Annotated in this window: 17 protein-coding genes; 16 read left to right on the top strand and 1 reads right to left on the bottom strand. The window is 64.1% G+C overall.

All coding sequences use genetic code 11. The features are described 5' to 3' along the window. Positions 1-8: 8 nt before the first annotated feature. From MNBBLIKP_RS09905 to MNBBLIKP_RS09880, 6 genes are all read left to right on the top strand, one after another. The gene (locus MNBBLIKP_RS09905) at positions 9-461 is read left to right on the top strand and encodes a GatB/YqeY domain-containing protein (RefSeq protein WP_088310008.1); all 453 of its coding nucleotides are present in this window, start codon (positions 9-11) and stop codon (positions 459-461) included. Between the two features lie 119 nt (positions 462-580). Beyond that, positions 581-928, top strand: coding sequence for a GIY-YIG nuclease family protein (locus tag MNBBLIKP_RS09900; protein WP_088310006.1), 348 nt, complete (start codon positions 581-583; stop codon positions 926-928). A 66-nt stretch (positions 929-994) separates the two neighbouring features. After that, a complete protein-coding gene (gene dnaG, locus MNBBLIKP_RS09895; protein ID WP_088310004.1) occupies positions 995-2,869 on the top strand; it encodes a DNA primase in 1,875 nt (624 codons plus the stop codon). Then, positions 2,869-4,884, top strand: coding sequence for an RNA polymerase sigma factor RpoD (rpoD, locus tag MNBBLIKP_RS09890; RefSeq protein ID WP_088310002.1), 2,016 nt, complete (start codon positions 2,869-2,871; stop codon positions 4,882-4,884). The genes dnaG and rpoD overlap by 1 nt, the downstream gene beginning before the upstream one ends. Positions 4,885-4,893: 9 nt before the next feature. Further along, positions 4,894-5,679 carry an aldo/keto reductase gene (locus MNBBLIKP_RS09885; protein WP_088310000.1) on the top strand — a complete coding sequence of 262 codons (786 nt, stop codon included), beginning with the start codon at positions 4,894-4,896 and terminating at the stop codon, positions 5,677-5,679. Next, positions 5,676-7,211, top strand: a complete 1,536-nt coding sequence (locus MNBBLIKP_RS09880; RefSeq protein WP_088309998.1) for a GMC oxidoreductase — start codon at positions 5,676-5,678, stop codon at positions 7,209-7,211. Before MNBBLIKP_RS09885 ends, MNBBLIKP_RS09880 begins: the two co-directional genes overlap by 4 nt. A gap of 6 nt (positions 7,212-7,217) precedes the next feature. Here the strand turns inward: MNBBLIKP_RS09880 and MNBBLIKP_RS18380 are convergent, their stop codons facing one another. Further along, complete coding sequence (locus tag MNBBLIKP_RS18380) at positions 7,218-9,077, bottom strand: M20/M25/M40 family metallo-hydrolase (RefSeq protein WP_088309996.1); 1,860 nt, start codon at positions 9,075-9,077, stop codon at positions 7,218-7,220. Positions 9,078-9,269: 192 nt separating this feature from the next. Between MNBBLIKP_RS18380 and MNBBLIKP_RS09870 the strand changes: the two genes are divergently transcribed. The 10 genes from MNBBLIKP_RS09870 to arsB all read left to right on the top strand — a co-directional run bounded on the left by MNBBLIKP_RS09870 (position 9,270) and on the right by arsB (position 16,068). Beyond that, a complete protein-coding gene (locus tag MNBBLIKP_RS09870) occupies positions 9,270-9,707 on the top strand; it encodes an RpiB/LacA/LacB family sugar-phosphate isomerase (protein WP_088309994.1) in 438 nt (145 codons plus the stop codon). A 13-nt stretch (positions 9,708-9,720) separates the two neighbouring features. After that, complete coding sequence (gene glyA, locus MNBBLIKP_RS09865) at positions 9,721-11,016, top strand: serine hydroxymethyltransferase (protein ID WP_088309992.1); 1,296 nt, start codon at positions 9,721-9,723, stop codon at positions 11,014-11,016. Between the two features lie 3 nt (positions 11,017-11,019). Beyond that, the gene (locus tag MNBBLIKP_RS09860) at positions 11,020-11,220 is read left to right on the top strand and encodes a hypothetical protein (RefSeq protein ID WP_088309990.1); all 201 of its coding nucleotides are present in this window, start codon (positions 11,020-11,022) and stop codon (positions 11,218-11,220) included. Next, a complete protein-coding gene (gene nrdR, locus MNBBLIKP_RS09855; protein WP_088309988.1) occupies positions 11,221-11,682 on the top strand; it encodes a transcriptional regulator NrdR in 462 nt (153 codons plus the stop codon). Then, a complete protein-coding gene (locus MNBBLIKP_RS09850; RefSeq protein WP_088309986.1) occupies positions 11,666-12,400 on the top strand; it encodes an RNA methyltransferase in 735 nt (244 codons plus the stop codon). Before nrdR ends, MNBBLIKP_RS09850 begins: the two co-directional genes overlap by 17 nt. Positions 12,401-12,583: 183 nt before the next feature. Then, the gene (gene rpsD, locus MNBBLIKP_RS09845) at positions 12,584-13,198 is read left to right on the top strand and encodes a 30S ribosomal protein S4 (RefSeq protein ID WP_088309984.1); all 615 of its coding nucleotides are present in this window, start codon (positions 12,584-12,586) and stop codon (positions 13,196-13,198) included. A 308-nt stretch (positions 13,199-13,506) separates the two neighbouring features. Further along, on the top strand, positions 13,507-13,857 hold the full coding sequence (locus MNBBLIKP_RS09840) for an ArsR/SmtB family transcription factor (RefSeq protein WP_088309982.1): 351 nt from the start codon (positions 13,507-13,509) through the stop codon (positions 13,855-13,857). Next, on the top strand, positions 13,854-14,336 hold the full coding sequence (locus MNBBLIKP_RS09835) for an ArsI/CadI family heavy metal resistance metalloenzyme (protein WP_088309980.1): 483 nt from the start codon (positions 13,854-13,856) through the stop codon (positions 14,334-14,336). Before MNBBLIKP_RS09840 ends, MNBBLIKP_RS09835 begins: the two co-directional genes overlap by 4 nt. A gap of 164 nt (positions 14,337-14,500) precedes the next feature. Further along, on the top strand, positions 14,501-15,004 hold the full coding sequence (locus tag MNBBLIKP_RS09830) for an arsenate reductase ArsC (protein WP_088309979.1): 504 nt from the start codon (positions 14,501-14,503) through the stop codon (positions 15,002-15,004). Next, a complete protein-coding gene (arsB, locus tag MNBBLIKP_RS09825) occupies positions 15,004-16,068 on the top strand; it encodes an ACR3 family arsenite efflux transporter (protein WP_088309977.1) in 1,065 nt (354 codons plus the stop codon). The genes MNBBLIKP_RS09830 and arsB overlap by 1 nt, the downstream gene beginning before the upstream one ends. The last annotated feature ends 196 nt before the right edge of the window (positions 16,069-16,264 follow it).

Raw genomic sequence — 16,264 nt, 5'->3', positions numbered from 1 at the left:
AGGACACCATGATCCGCGATTCGATCAAGGCCGCCCAGGTTGCGGCGATGAAAGCTGGCGACAAGAGCCGCCTCTCCGCCGTCCGCCTGATCCTCGCCAAACTGAAAGACAAGGACATCGAACTGCGCACCGCCAGTTCGGTGCCCGATGATGACGTGCTGGTGGTGGACGTGCTGCAGAAAATGGCCAAGCAGCGCCGCGAATCGATCACGCTTTATGAACAGGGCGGCCGCCAGGAACTGGCCGAAGTGGAACAGGCCGAACTTGCGGTGATCGAGGAATTCCTGCCGCAACAGATGGGCGAGGACGAGGTCAAGGCGACGATCGAGGCGATCAAGGCCGAACTGGGCGCTACGGGCATGAAGGACATGGGCAAGGTGATCGCCGAACTGAAGGTGCGGCATGGATCGCAGCTGGACATGGGGAAGGCCAGCGGGCTGGTGAAGGCAGCCTTGGGGTGAGGTAGCGCAAGGGTGTCTCGACTACGCTCGACACGAACGGATAGGTTTGAGAGAAGTCATGATAATTAAAAACCACCCTCCGTTCGTGTCGAGCGAAGTCGAGACACACCCGCGCTGACATGGCCTTCTGGTGCTACATCCTGCGCTGCGCCGATGGAAAGTACTACACCGGTCACACGGATGACCTGGATCGCCGGATCGCGGAACACCACGTCGGCGGTTATTGCAGTTTCACCACAAAACGCCGCCCGATCGAGCTGATTTGGGCCGACTCATTCCCTAGCAGATATGAAGCACTCGACGCCGAATTGAAGGTCAAGAAGTGGTCTCGCGCCAAGAAGGAAGCGCTGGCTGCAGCAGATTGGGAACGCCTGTCATACTTTGCCAAACCACCTGGAGAGCGCGAAGGGGCGCCGCCCTGCGAGCGTGTCTCGACTTCGCTCGACACGAACGGAGGTGGGGGTTAGACTCTAGCCGACGTCATTCCCCCAACTTCCGTTCGTGTCGAGCGAAGTCGAGACACCAAGAGCACCATGGCCCTTTCCCCTCAATGGCTTGACGAACTGCGTGCGCGCGTCACCCTTTCCGGGGTGATCGGGCGGACTACGCGGCTGACCAAGGCGGGGCATGAATTCAAGGCCTGTTGCCCGTTCCACAACGAAAAAAGCCCCAGCTTCACGGTCAACGATGCAAAGGGGTTTTACCACTGCTTTGGCTGCGGCGCGCATGGCGATGTGATCCGCTGGATGACCGATCAGCGCGGGCTGTCGTTCATGGATGCGGTCAAGGAACTGGCGAGCGAGGCCGGGATGGAAGTCCCCGCCCCCGATCCGCGCGCGGCGCAGCAGGCCGAGCAGATGGGCGGGCTGCACGAAGTGATGAAGGCCGCGCAGGACTGGTTCATGGCACAACTGGCCGGGCCGGAAGGCGAGCGGGCGCGGGCCTATCTCGCCACGCGCGGGTTCGATGCGCATACGGTGCAGCGGTTTGGCTTTGGCTATGCGCCGGAAGGGCGACAGGCCATGAAGGGCGCGCTGAAGGCCTTCCCCGAAGACCGGCTGATCGAGGCTGGACTGCGGATCGCGGTCGATGACAAGGAACCCTATGACCGGTTTCGCGGCCGCCTGATGCTGCCGATCGAGGATGCGCGCGGGCGCGTGATCGCCTTTGGCGGACGCATTCTGGACGCACAGAAGACCGATGCGCCCAAGTACCTCAATTCGCCCGACACGCCGTTGTTTGACAAGGGCCGTACGCTCTACAACCTCCACCGCGCCGGGCCCGCCAGCCGCCAGACCGGGCGGATTGTGGTGGTTGAAGGCTATATGGACGTGATCGCGCTGGCGGCAGCGGGGATTGCCGATGCGGTCGCACCGCTGGGCACTGCGCTGACCGAGCGGCAGATCGAGATGCTGTGGCGCCTGGTCGAAACGCCGATCCTCTGTTTTGATGGCGATGCGGCGGGCCAGCGCGCGGCGATGCGGGCAATCACCCGCGCCTTGCCGATGCTGCGCCCCGCGCATTCGCTGCGAATCGTGCGCCTGCCGGTTGGATTGGACCCGGACGACCTGATCAAGCGCGATGGGGTCAAGGCGCTGGAGGCATTGCTGACACAGCCAAGTTCGCTGTTGGATCTGCTGTGGGAACACGAGCGCGATGCCGCGCCGCTCGCTTCGCCAGAGGACAAGGCCGGGCTGAAGGCGCGGCTGATGGCGCATGTCGATACGATTGCCGATCGTGACATTCAGGCGCTCTATCGCCGCGACCTGCTGGAACGCTTTTCTGCCTATGCCTTTCCCCGGCGCGAGCAGCGCGAATGGCGTCCTGGTGGCGGACGCGGCGCCCCTGCCCCGGCGCGGTCCGATCCGGCCCAGATGCGCCGCCTGCGCCGCGCCGTGGATGGCGGCACGCGTGATGCCCTGTCAGCTGCGGTGCTGGCCGGATTGCTGCGCTTTCCTGCGGAACTGGCCCGGCACGCAGAGCAATTGTGGCACGCCCCGCTGGCCGATCCACGCTTTGCCGCACTGGCAGATGCCGTGGATGATGGTGCGCCGCTTGAAACTGACGCACTTGCCACCATATTGGCGCAGCGGGGTATGGCAGCCCCTCATCCCGACGAATACGCCGCCCTGCCCTTTGGCTTTCTGGCCGAAGCGGCGCCGCCCGATCAGGCCCGCGAGGATCTGGCCCAGGCGGTAGGCCTGCTGGTCGAACGGCCCGCGCTTGAACAAGCGCTGGCCGCAGCGACCCGGCAGTTCGAGCGCGACCTTTCTGACGGGGCCTATGCCGAGCAGCAAAGGCTGTTGAAGAGAAAACTGGATTTCGACTCGCGTCTAAGGCAAATGGCCAGCGCGCGAGCAGGCGCTCCGGGGGGAGCGCTGCCCAACGACGGAACAATGGCGGACTGATGGACGAAGAACTCAACGGCAGCGACAAGGAGGGCGGCGACGCCCCGCTGATCGATCTCAACGATGCTTCGATCAAGAAGCTGATCGCGCGCGCAAAGCGTCGCGGCGTGATCACTTATGACGAGCTGAACGAAGCGCTGCCGCAGGACATGTCGTCCGATCAGATCGAGGATATTACCTCGGCGCTCAATGAAATGGGCGTGAACATCGTGGAAAGCGATGAGGACGCGGTCGATCCGGATGAGAAGGAAGTCGATGAAATCGACGAGCCGGATCCGGTTGGCGAACGCCCGGACCTGATCAAGAAAAAGGAAACCATCGAACGCACCGACGATCCGGTGCGGATGTACCTGCGTGAAATGGGTGCGGTCGAACTGCTCAGCCGTGAGGGCGAAATCGCCATCGCCAAGCGGATCGAGGCCGGGCGCGACACGATGATTCTGGGGCTGTGCGAAAGCCCGATCACTTTCCACGCGATCATCCAGTGGTCCGAAGCGCTCAACGCGGGCGAAATGCAGCTGCGTGAAATCCTCGATCTCGACGCGATGCTGTCCAAGGAACCCGCGCCAGAAAACCTGACCGAGGATGGTGAGGAAGAAGGCGACGGTGAAATCACCGAAGCCACCGCCGGGCCGACCTACAAGGAAGAAGAAGACATCGAGGAAGAGCCCTCGGCCGATGAGGACGAGGACGAGGACGGCGTCGAACGCCGCGCCCGCCGCCCGGTAGAGGAAGAGGAAGAGGACAACACTCTCAGCCTCGCCCAGATGGAAGCGCAACTCAAGCCTGAAGCGCTTGAGAAGTTCGCCGCGATCACCTCGCTGTTCCGCAAGTTCGAAAAGATCCAGTCGGAACGGCTTGATGTCATGGCCGCGGGCGGAGCCTTCTCGGCCGCGCGCGAAAAGACCTATCAGCAGCTGCGTGAAGATCTGACCGCGCAAGTTGAAAGCGTGCAGTTCCACGCGACCAAGATCGAATATCTGGTCGACAACCTCTATGCCTTCAACCGCCGCCTGACCGCGCTGGGCGGGCAGATGCTGCGCCTGGCAGAACGCCACAAGGTCAACCGCAAGGACTTCCTTGACAGCTATGTCGGGCACGAGCTCGACGATGGCTGGCTGCAGGCGCAGTCCGGCAAGGACAAGAAGTGGGCGGCCTTCGCTGATCAGGAAGCCGATGCAGTTGAACGCATCCGCGCCGAAGTGGCCGATATTGCCGGGGCGACCGGCATGGCGCTCACCGAATTCCGCCGCATCGTCAACATGGTCCAGAAAGGTGAACGCGAAGCGCGCATCGCCAAGAAGGAAATGGTCGAAGCGAACCTGCGACTGGTGATCTCGATCGCCAAAAAGTACACGAACAGAGGCCTGCAATTCCTTGATCTTATTCAGGAAGGCAACATCGGCCTGATGAAAGCGGTCGACAAGTTCGAATACCGCCGCGGCTACAAGTTCAGCACTTATGCGACCTGGTGGATCCGGCAGGCGATCACTCGTTCGATCGCCGATCAGGCCCGCACCATTCGCATTCCGGTGCACATGATCGAAACGATCAACAAGCTGGTCCGCACCAGCCGCCAGTTCCTGCACGAGCAGGGCCGCGAGCCCACGCCTGAGGAAATGGCCGAGCGTCTGTCGATGCCGCTCGAAAAGGTCCGCAAGGTGATGAAGATCGCCAAGGAGCCGATCAGCCTCGAAACCCCGATCGGGGACGAGGAAGACAGCCACCTGGGCGATTTCATCGAGGACAAGAACGCGATCATCCCGGTCGATGCGGCGATCCAGGCGAACCTCAAGGAAACGGTCACCCGCGTCCTTGCCAGCCTGACCCCGCGCGAGGAACGCGTGCTGCGCATGCGGTTCGGCATCGGCATGAACACCGATCACACGCTGGAAGAAGTCGGCCAGCAGTTTTCGGTGACGCGCGAACGTATCCGCCAGATCGAGGCCAAGGCGCTGCGCAAGCTCAAGCACCCCAGCCGCTCGCGCAAGATGCGTTCCTTCCTCGACCAGTAAGGGCGGGCGATGCAATCGCTGGTGCTGCCGGGAACGGACCTTACGGTTTCGCGCCTGTCGCTCGGCACGGCATCGCTGCTCAGCGCCGGATCGCGCCGCAACCGTGATGCGGTGATCGGCGCGGCGCTGGACGCGGGCTTTACCCATTTCGATACGGCCCCGCTCTATGGCTTTGGCAATGCCGAGCGCGATCTGGGCCGGGTAATTGGCAACCGCGCAGACTGCACCGTGGCCACCAAGGTGGGCTTGCGCTCACCCGGGGGGGATGACCAGTCGGCGGTTGGCGCAGTGCTGCGCAAGGCGGCGGGCAAGGCTATCCCGGCGCTGTCTGCCGCGCAGGCCGACTTTGCCCTGGCCTGGGCGCGGCGAAGCCTGGAGGGCAGCCTGCGCCGCTTGCGCCGTGACGCGATCGACATCTACCTGCTGCACGAACCCGAACTGGCCCTGATCGATCACGATGGCTGGCTGCGCTGGCTGGAGGACGTGAAGACGCAGGGCAAGGTCCGCCACTTCGGCCTGGCCGTCCTGGCTGACCGCGCCGCGCCGTTTCTCGACCGCGCTTCGCCGCTGTGCGAGGTGCTGCAACTGTCTGATAGCGTCCCCGGGCACGAAGCCGATGTGCTGAACGGCCACGACCGCGAAATGCAGATCACCTTTGGTTATATCCGGGGCAGCGCTGACCTGTCACCGATGCAGGCCCTGGCCGCGGGGCTGGCGCGCAACCGCACCGGCAGCGTGATCTATGGCACCCGCAAGCCCGAACGACTGGCGGCGGCGGCGGAACTGGCGCGGTGATCCGCGCGCTCGGCCCAGCCGGAGCGGCCCCGGCAGAGCGCAGCGACTATCTGGTAATCGGCGCTGGGATTGCCGGACTGATCGCGGCGGACCGGCTCGCCCGGCTGGGCTACCGCGTCACCGTGCTGGAAAGCGGCAGCGAGCGACAGGACGAGGACACTCACCCGCTCAACACGGTTGAAATGCTGGGCCGCGACTATCTGGGCGCGCGCGATGGGCGGTTCCGGTGTCTGGGCGGCACGTCCACCCGCTGGGGCGGCGCGTTGATCCCGTTTCAGGCGGCCGACCTTGATCCGGCGCTCTGGCCAATCCCGCTGACTGAACTCACCCCGTTTGTGGCCGAGGTTGAAGCACTGTTCGGCCTGCCCGCCTCCGCTTACGACCTGCCGGACCTGATGGGCCAGGCCGCTGATTACTGCGCCCGGCTTGGCAAATGGCCCGCGTTCGGCAAACGCAATGTCGCTGCGCTGCTGCGCGATCGGATCGCTGGAAACCACGGCATTGACGTCTGGCTGAATGCGCATGTTACCGGGTTCGTTCCCGGCCAGGACCGGCGCATCGGCGGAGTGCGGATCGCCCGCCCGGATGGCACCGAACAGACGCTGACAGCCGATCACCTGCTTATCTGCGGCGGCGCCATCGAAAGCACCCGGCTGGCGCTACTGCTGGACCGGGCCCTGGACGCCCGGCTGCTGGCGCCACGCGGCGTGGTGGGGCGCTATTTCCACGATCACCTCTCATCCCGCACCGCACGGATCACTCCTGCCAATCAGGCCGAACTGAACCGCCTTGCCGGATTTCGCTTTGAGGGGGCGGGAATGCGCAACTTGCGGTTTGAACTGGCCCCCGCCACGGCACTGCGCCGCCAGTTGCCCCCGCAGTTCACCCATATCCAGTTCAGCGGTGATGAAGCCGATGGCTTTGCCGCCTTGCGTGACCTGTTCCGCGCCGTGCAGCGTAAAAGTCTGCCGCACATGGCCACATTCGCGCAATTGCTGCGCCACAGCCCCTGGCTGGCCCGAGCGGTCTGGTGGCGCTTTGCCGAACGCCGCGTGCTGGCCCCGCGCGGGGCCGTGGCGGAACTGTTCACGGTGACCGAACAGACCCCCACCCCGGACAGCCGGATTACTCTGTCCACCGCGCAGAGCGACCGCTTCGGGGTACCGCTCGCCGCGATCGACTGGCGCATTACCGAACGCGACCGGGCGGCATTGCTCGCCAGCGCGCGCAGCTTTTCCGCAGCCTGGGCCGCTTCACCCCTGGCCAGACTGGGCAGCCTGACCCCGCTTGCGGATGACGCGATCCTGGCCGAGCTCGACAATTCGGGCGGGATTTTCCACCCCTGCGGATCGACACGGATCGGTGCGGGCGCGGATCAGGGCGTTGTGGATGACCAGTGCCGGGTCCACGGGCTCGACAATGTGCGGATTTTTGCCACGTCGGTACTGCCCACCAGCGGCGGGGCCAACCCGACCATGATGATGATCCTGTTGACCCTGCGCGCGCTGGCCGGGATTCCGGCGCGCGGTTAGGGCGCCCTACTTTTTGGTATCGGAATAGATCGCCCGGCTTGCCGCCGGTTCATCCAGTTGCACCCACAGGGCAATCGCTCCCGCTGCCAACAGCGCCGCAGCCGCCGCGCCATGCATGTGCCGCCGGGTCAGGCCCGGCCACAAGGGCAGCATGGCCAGAGCGCCCAGCGCGATCGGCAGGGCCGCGGCGGAGGGCATGGTCGGACCCACCCCTTGCATCAACTGATGCCCAAGGGCGATCAGATAGCCCAGCACCAATGCTCCGCCGAAACAGGCCAGCAATCGCAGCGGATTATCTCCCAACCGGAACGCTTGGAGCGCGAGTATCGCCAGCAACAGCATGCCCAGCACCAGCCAGGGCGAAAGCCGCAGCGATTGCACCGCCAGTTCGCCCAGCGACAGCTGGATCACCGCCAGCGCAGCTACCGCCAGCACAGCCGCCGCAGGCCGGGTCCAGCCCGCGCCATCCAGCGCTGGCAAGGCCATCGCCAGCCCCACCACCAGCAAAGGCAGGCTCAGCACATAGGCAGCCGTCGGAGCCAGCACTTGCGCCAGCACGGCCAGCGCCAGCAGTGGCAATGCCGCCCCGGCAATCTGGCTGCGGCTGAGGCTGGATTTGCCGAAGACCAACAGAAAGCTGCCAAGCCCGACCAGCGCCGCCATCGCTTCCAGTCGGGGGATCGCGGCCAGCCGATCATAATAATTGGATGCTGCGAAGCCGAGCGAGAGCCGGTTGAAAACATACAGCAGCACCGCCGAAAGTGCGATCAGTCCCACCATCCGCGCGGCACCGCTACCGGCTCCCGCCGGGCCACCACGCTTCAGCACCAGGCCGAACGCTGCTCCGGCCAGACCCAGCAGGATCCAGCCCAGCCAGGTCGGATAAGTCACTGTGGTCAGCCCGAACAGGTCAAAGAACACCGCATCGGCGGACTTGCCGGGAAGGCTGTCCGCCCGCACCAGGGCATCGGTCAGGTCCAGCACTTGCGCGCCCATGTCTTGCAACGCACCCTGATCGAGCCGGTCGGGCGTGGCCAGCGGCGAATGGTACAGGCCGGACCGGCCAATGAAGGCGAAATTGTAGGCCAGGTATGGACCCTTGATCACCGGGGTCAGATCGGTGTCATTGGGGAGCACGGAATAGACAAATGCCGAAAGTGAAGAAGCCCCCGGCGCACCGACTGCCGAGGCATAGAACTGCGCCGCCGCCCCATTCTGCCGCGAAGTCTGGAACAGGGTGGTGCGCCCGCCCCCGCCGCGCGCTTCCATATTGATCACCGCGCCAACATGGGTGCGCAGCGGATTGGCGGCAAAGAACTGGCGTGCGCCCTGCAGGCCCAGCTCTTCCCCGTCGGTCAGCAGCACGATAAGATCGCGTTGCGGTTGGCCCCGTTCCTTGACCGCGCGGACCACTTCCAGCGCCGCGGCCACACCTGCGGCATCATCCGCTGCGCCAGCCGATCCCCAGACGCTGTCATGGTGCGCCATCAACAGCACAGCGGGCAGCGCCGGGTTCTTGCCGGGCAGCACGCCAATCAGATTGGTCAGCGGCATTGGCGGATCGTTCTGCCCAGTCCAGCGGTTACGCTTTTCGGTGCCGCGCGCGTCAATCGTGCCTTGCTCGGTTGAAACGTTCATTCCCAGCGCCTGCATCCGGGCGACGAGGAAAGCGCGGACTGCCGCGTTTTCCTGCGTCCCCGTGGCGTGCGGCTCGCTGGCCACGGCGCGGACATCTTCCATCGCCAGGTCGGCAGAAAATAGCGCAGGCGGGGAACCGGCCAGGACCGGAGCGGGCGGTGTCGTCGCCCTGATCGCCAGCCCAATGCCCAGCAGCACTGCCAATACCAGCGGCCACATCTTGCCCATCGCTCACCCTCCTGTTGTCCCGCATGCAGGCTGCGCCGCATGGCGGCCCTTGTCAAACCGAAGCCAAACAAGGCGATAGCGCAGCATCGGCAGGTATAAGCAAAATTTAGACCGGTCATGCTGGCGATTGCGGCGGGGGCAGCCTAAAGGAGCGCCAGCGAATCTTTCCACTCCGTGCCGAGACCCTGCCCGATGCGCATCGCGATAGCTTCCGATCATGCCGCTTTCGACCTCAAGGCCGTATTGCGCGAATATCTGATCGGCCTGGGCCATGAAGTGGCCGATCTGGGACCGGACAGCGACGCGCGGGTCGATTATCCCGATTTCGGCTACACGCTGGCCGAAGTGGTCGCCGATGGCACGGTGGAGCGCGGCGTGGCGCTGTGTGGCAGCGGGATCGGCATTTCAATCGCGGTCAACCGCAATCCGGCCTGCCGGTGCGCGCTGGTCTCCGAACCGCTTTCCGCAGTACTGGCGCGCGAACACAACGATGCCAATTGCATCGCGATGGGCGCACGGCTGACCGGCGAGGACATGGCCAAAGCCTGCCTCGACGCATTCCTCTCCACCCCCTTCGGCGGCGGCCGCCATTCTGGCCGCGTTGAAAAACTGTCCAATCCCACGATCTGAAGGTTCGACACCGATGACTGATGCCGTCCGCTCCGCCGGGTTCTTTACCGCTCACCTGCCCGAGGCTGACCCCGAGGTCCACGCCGCGATCCAGAATGAGCTGAAGCGCCAGCGCCACAATATCGAGCTGATCGCCAGCGAGAACATCACCAGCCTGGCCGTGCTGGAAGCCACCGGCAGCGTCTTCACCAACAAGTATGCCGAAGGCTATCCGGGCAAGCGCTATTACGGCGGCTGCGAATATGCCGACGTGGTGGAAACGCTGGCGATCGAGCGTGCCAAGCAGCTGTTCGGCTGTGCCTATGCCAACGTCCAGCCCAATTCGGGCAGCCAGATGAACCAGGCAGTGTTCCTGGCGCTGCTTAATCCGGGTGACAGCTTCATGGGGCTCGACCTCAACTGCGGCGGGCACCTGACCCATGGCAGCCCCGTGAACATGAGCGGCAAGTGGTTCAAACCGATCCCTTACGGCGTGCGCCGCGAGGACGAACTGATCGACATGGACGAGGTTGCCCGGATCGCGCGGGAGAACAAGCCCAAGCTGATCATCTGCGGCGGCACCGCCTATTCACGCCACTGGGATTTCCAGCGTTTCCGCGAAATTGCGGATGAAGTGGGCGCCTATCTGCTGGCCGACATCTCGCACTTTTCCGGCCTGGTCGCGGGCGGCGCGCATCCTTCGCCGTTCCCGCATGCCCACGTGGTCACCACCACCACCCACAAGAGCCTGCGCGGGCCGCGTTCGGGCGTGATCCTGACCAATGACGAGGATCTCGCCAAGAAGCTCAACTCGGCAGTCTTCCCGGGCCTGCAGGGCGGCCCGCTGGTCCACGTGATCGCAGCCAAAGCCGTCGCGTTCGGCGATGCGCTGAAGCCGGAATTCAAGGCCTATGCCGCGCAGATCGTCGCCAATGCCAAGGCGCTGGCTGCCAGTGTCACCGCGCAGGGCCTGCGCGTGGTTTCAGGCGGGACTGACAACCACTTGATGCTGGTCGATCTGTCGGCCAAGGACGTCACCGGCAAGGCCGCCGAAAAGGGCCTCGATCGCGCCTGGCTGACCTGCAACAAGAACGGCGTGCCCTATGACACGCGCTCGCCCTTCGTCACTTCGGGGATCCGGCTTGGCACTCCGGCCGGCACCACCCGCGGGTTTGGCGAGGAAGAGTTCACCACCATCGGTCAGCTGATCGCGGAAGTGGTGGACGGCATGTCGCGCAACGGCGATGATGGCGACGGCCAGGTCGAAGCCCGGGTCCGTGACCGGGTGGAAGAGCTGTGCAGCCGTTTTCCGATCTATCCGGAGCTTTGAGCCATGAGCAATGATTTCATCGACGACGCCAAGGTTGAACTTTCCGGCATGGCCAAGGGCGGCATGCGCCACCCCTCAACCAAGCCGGTGCTGACCGGCGCGGCCGTGGGCGCGGTGGCCGGGGCGCTACTGCCTGTGCTGTCGCTGCCCGCGGGGCTGATCATCGGTGCGGGCTGGATGTTCTACAAGCGGGTCAGGCCCTAAGTGCGTTGTCCGTTCTGTGCCCACGATGACAGCCAGGTAAAGGATTCGCGCCCGACCGAGGACAACACCGCGATCCGCCGCCGCCGCCAGTGCGAAAGCTGCGGGGCACGCTTCACCACGTTTGAGCGGGTCCAGCTGCGCGAGATTACCGTGCTGAAAAGCGGTGACAAACGCGAACCGTTCGATCGCGCCAAGATCGAACAATCGGTGGACCTCGCCTGCCGCAAGCGCGGGATTGCGCAGGAACGGCTCGACCAGCTGGTCTCTGGCGTTCAGCGCCAGATTGAAACCCTGGGTGAAAGCGAAGTCCAGGCCCGGGCGATTGGCGAAATGGTGATGGAAGGGCTGCGGCGGCTTGATGCTGTCGCCTATATCCGCTTCGCCAGCGTCTATCGCGATTTCACCGAGGCGCGGGATTTCGAGGAATTCGCCGGAACGGTCCGCGATGTCGGCAAGCCCTGATCGCAAGCCCGTCATTGTCCTGGTTCGCCCGCAATTGGGGGAGAACATTGGCAAGGCGGCGCGGGCAATGCTCAACTTTGGCCTCACCGAGCTGCGGCTGGTGTCGCCGCGCGATGGCTGGCCCAACCCCAGCGCCGGCCCCGCCGCATCGGGGGCGGACGAGGTGCTGGAGCACGCCGCAGTGTTCGAAACGCTGGCCGATGCCGTGGCCGATTGCGCGCATGTCTATGCCACCACGGTGCGCAAGCGCGGGGTGACCAAGCCGGTAGTCACACCGGAACAGGCCGCGCGGGCAATCCATGCCGATCCGGGGCGGTCCGCTCTGGTCTTCGGGCCGGAACGCTCGGGCCTCGATACCGAGGATGTCGCGCTGGCCCGTGCGATCGTGACCGTGCCGATCAATCCGCAATTCGCCTCGCTCAATCTGGCGCAAGCGGTGATCCTGTGCGCTTATGAATGGTCAAAGCAGACCGGCCTTGCGCAGCCGACCCTGGAGGAACTGCTGCCCCCTGCCCCGCAGGAGGAGCTGGAGGGGATGATCGCCCAGTTGGACACCATTTTGCAGCCGACCGGCTATTTTTATCCCGAAGACCGCGCGGCGGCCACCCGGCTGACCTTGCGCAATCTGCTGACCAAGCCGGGCTGGAACCACCTGGAAGTGCGCACCCTGCGCGGGGTTCTGACCCACCTGGGCCGAAAGCCGCGCCCCGACGCTTGACTTTACCGGCGTTCCCGGCCAAGGGCGCGCCTTCGCAATTGAGCGGGCACTCCGGTGAAGCCCTGCTCGCATCCGGTTTTCCGGGTGGTGCGGTTCCGGACCAGAAGCCACGGCATCAACGCCGGGCATTATCAGCTTGTGGGCATCCGCCCACGGGTGGCAAATTGAAGGAAGCGACGCGCCATGTCTAAGCGCAAGTCATCGAAGTACAAAATTGACCGCCGCATGGGCGAAAACATCTGGGGTCGTCCCAAGAGCTCGGTCAACCGCCGCTCGTATGGCCCCGGCCAGCACGGCCAGCGCCGCAAGAGCAAGGTGTCGGACTTCGGCATCCAGCTGCGCGCCAAGCAGAAGCTCAAGGGCTATTACGGCGACGTCACCGAAAAGCAGTTCAAGCGCACCTACCAGGAAGCGTCGCAGATGAAGGGCGATACCGGTCAGAACCTGATCGGCCTGCTCGAACAGCGCCTCGACATGGTGGTCTATCGCGCCAAGTTCGCGCCGACGATCTTCTCGGCCCGTCAGGTCGTTTCGCACGGTCACATCTATGTGAACGGCGTGAAGTGCAACATCGCCAGCCGCCGCGTGCGTCCGGGCGATGTGGTCAGCCTGGGCAAGAAGGCCAAGGAAATGGCCCTGATCGCCGAAGCGCAGAGCCTGCCGGAACGCGAAGTTCCTGATTATGTCGCGCAGGACGGCACCGACAAGATCACTTTCGTGCGCGTTCCGACGCTCGACGAAGTGCCCTATCCGGTGAAGATGGAACCGAACCTGGTCGTCGAATTCTATTCGCGCTAAGTTCCGGTTTTCACAACCAGAATTCAAGAAGGGCGGTCCTGCGGGGCCGCCCTTTTTCGTGGCCGTTGGTGCGCCTGCCAGGCAGGCAAGTTGATGAAACACATCCTGGCGGCGGATATTGGCGAAATGTTTTTGCAGGCAGCCAGATACGCTGAAGGCCGCATGGGGATGCGGCCTTTGGGATGGTGGGATTCACGGTTTCAAAGGGCGAATCGCAGCATGACAGATTCGCCGCATGTAGGAAAATGCTTGACGCGGACCCTCTCAATTCCATATTTCAACATTTATCGAATCGTTGAAGGATTGAGATGGACCCGCAACACGTGATCCGCGCACTCGGCGCGCTGGCGCAGGAACACCGCCTCGCCGCGTTCCGCCTGCTGGTGCAGGCCGGGCCACAGGGACTGGCGGCGGGCGCGCTGGCCGAAGCGCTTGGCGTCGCGCCCTCCTCGCTTTCGTTCCACCTGGCCCAGCTCAGCCATGCCGGGCTGGTCAGCCAGCGGCGCGAGGGGCGCTCGATCCTCTATTCCGCAGACTATCCGGCGATGACCGGCCTGCTCGCCTACCTTACCGAAAATTGCTGCGCAGGGCAGGATCAATGCGGCCCTGCCGCTGCCTGCGCCCCTGCCAGCACCAGCGAAGAAAGGAATGTTGCATGAAGCGTTTTCACGTCCACGTCGGGGTCACCAGCCTTGATCAGTCGATCGCGTTCTATTCCGCGCTGTTCGGGCAGGAACCCAGCGTGACCAAGCGCGACTATGCCAAATGGATGCTGGACGATCCGCGCATCAATTTCGCCATTTCGGAAAAATGCGGCGCGGCCAAAGGGGTCGAGCATCTGGGCCTGCAGGTTGAGGATCAGGCCGAACTGGGAGAAGTTTACGCCGCGCTCAAGGCTGCGGATCGCCCCGTGCTGGAAGAAGGCGCGACCACCTGCTGCTATGCCCAGTCCGAAAAAAGCTGGATCGCCGATCCCGATGGCGTGGTCTGGGAAGCCTTCCTGACCACCGGGGATTCGACCGTCTATGGCGGCAACCCGGAACTGCACCAGCTCGCCTCGGCCAATGCGGCGGCGAACGCGTGCTGCGCACCTGCCCCGCAAGCGGCTGCCCCGGCCAGCACCGGCTGCTGCGGGTAACGCCCCCTTTCCCGTAGCCTTTCCCTCTCCTTCCCGTTCCCGTTCCCGTTCCTGTTCCCGTTCGTGTCGAGCGAAGTCGAGACACCTTGCGCAAGGTGTCTCGACTTCGCTCGACACGAACGGACCCTCGGAAATTTCCATCAAGCCCGGACCGATTCGATCCCATGACCCAGATCCGCAATATTCTGGTGCTTTGCACCGGCAATTCCGCCCGCTCGATCCTGGGCGAAGCGCTGTTCAACCTGCGCGGCGCGGGGCGACTGACCGCCTATAGCGCCGGAAGCAAGCCCAAGGGTGAGCCCCACCCCGGCGCGCTGCGGCTGCTGGCGCGCAAGGGGATCGATACCGCCGCGTTCAGTTCAAAAAGCTGGAACCAGTTCACCGGCCCCGATGCGCCGGAAATTGATCTGGCCATCACCGTCTGCGGCAATGCCGCGGGCGAGGCTTGCCCGATCTTCCCCGGCACCCCGCTGCGCGCGCATTGGGGCCTGCCCGATCCGGCCGATGTGACCGGCAGCGAGGCCGAGGTCGACGCCGCCTTTGCCGAAACCTGGCGCTTGCTGGATATGCGGGTGCGCGCCATGCTCGCGCTCGATCTGGCGGCGATGGGCCGGGCACAGGCCCAGCAAGTGCTGGCCGAAATAGGACAGATGGAAGGAGCAGCCTGATGGCCAGCATTGCCGAAGACCTGCCGCGCCCGCGGCTGTCGTTTCTTGATCGCTACCTGACCTTGTGGATTTTCGCCGCGATGGCGCTGGGCATCGCATTGGGGACGCTGGTGCCAGCTGTTCCCGAAACATTCGGTGCAATGTCAATCGGATCGACCAGTGTGCCGATCGCCGTCGGCCTGATCCTGATGCTGTTCCCGCCACTGGCCAAGGTTCGGTACGAGGCATTGGGCGCAGTCTTTCGCGATACCCGCATCCTGGCCTTGTCGTTCGTGCTGTGCTGGATTGTCGCCCCGGCTTTCATGTTCGCATTGGCTGCCTGGCTGTTGCCAGACAAACCCGCTTACATGACCGGGCTGATTCTGATCGGGATCGCGCCGTGCATTGCCATGGTGCTGGTGTGGAACCAGCTGGCGCGTGGCAGTGCCGAATATGTCACCGCACTGGTCGCCTTCAATTCACTGTTCCAGATCGTATTCTATGTGCCTTATGCGTGGTTCTACCTCACCGTCCTGCCTCCGCTGTTCGGACTGGACGGGCAAGTGGTTCAGATCGATTTCGGAACCATCACCAGGGCCGTCCTGACCTATCTTGGCGTGCCGTTCCTGGCGGGATTTCTCGTCCGCAAGTGGTTGATCAATCTACGCGGGGCGGACTGGTACGAACACCATTTCCTGCCTGCGATCAGCCCGATCACGCTGGTTGCGCTGCTGTTCACGATCGTCGCCATGTTCAGCCTGAAAGGCGGCGAGATACTGGCCTTGCCCGGAGATGCGCTCCGCGTCGGCCTGCCGCTCGTCTTGTTTTTCGTGGTGATGTTCGTGCTGGCTTTCGCGGCCGGCCGCATGATTGGCGCCGATTACCCGCGCACGGCGGCATTGGCCTTTACCGCCGCATCGAACAATTTCGAATTGGCTATCGCGGTCTCCATCGCTGCCTTCGGCCTCGCCTCTCCGGTTGCCTTTGCAGCCGTGATTGGACCCTTGGTCGAAGTCCCGGCACTAATCGCGCTGGTCAACCTGGCACTGTGGTTTGAACGGCGGTGGTTTTCCACCAGTCGCTGATCGGCGAAGGGTAAGGGTCAAGATTCGCCCCCCGTTGGGGTGGAATTATTGCAGCGCGACTTGCCCAAGAGTCTGTTCCACTCCCGCGGAAACAGACTGAGCGGCGTGCGGTAAATCTGCACCACCAAAGCCCTTCCCCGTTGGGGAAGGGTTGGGATGGGGGTTCGACGCCAGCGGGGGACCCCCCACCCCCACC

It is taken from the genome of Novosphingobium sp. B 225 (assembly GCF_002198665.1).
Taxonomy (GTDB): domain Bacteria; phylum Pseudomonadota; class Alphaproteobacteria; order Sphingomonadales; family Sphingomonadaceae; genus Novosphingobium.
The sequence above is the reverse complement of the archived record's forward strand: the minus strand, read 5'-3'. Positions and strand labels throughout refer to the sequence as shown.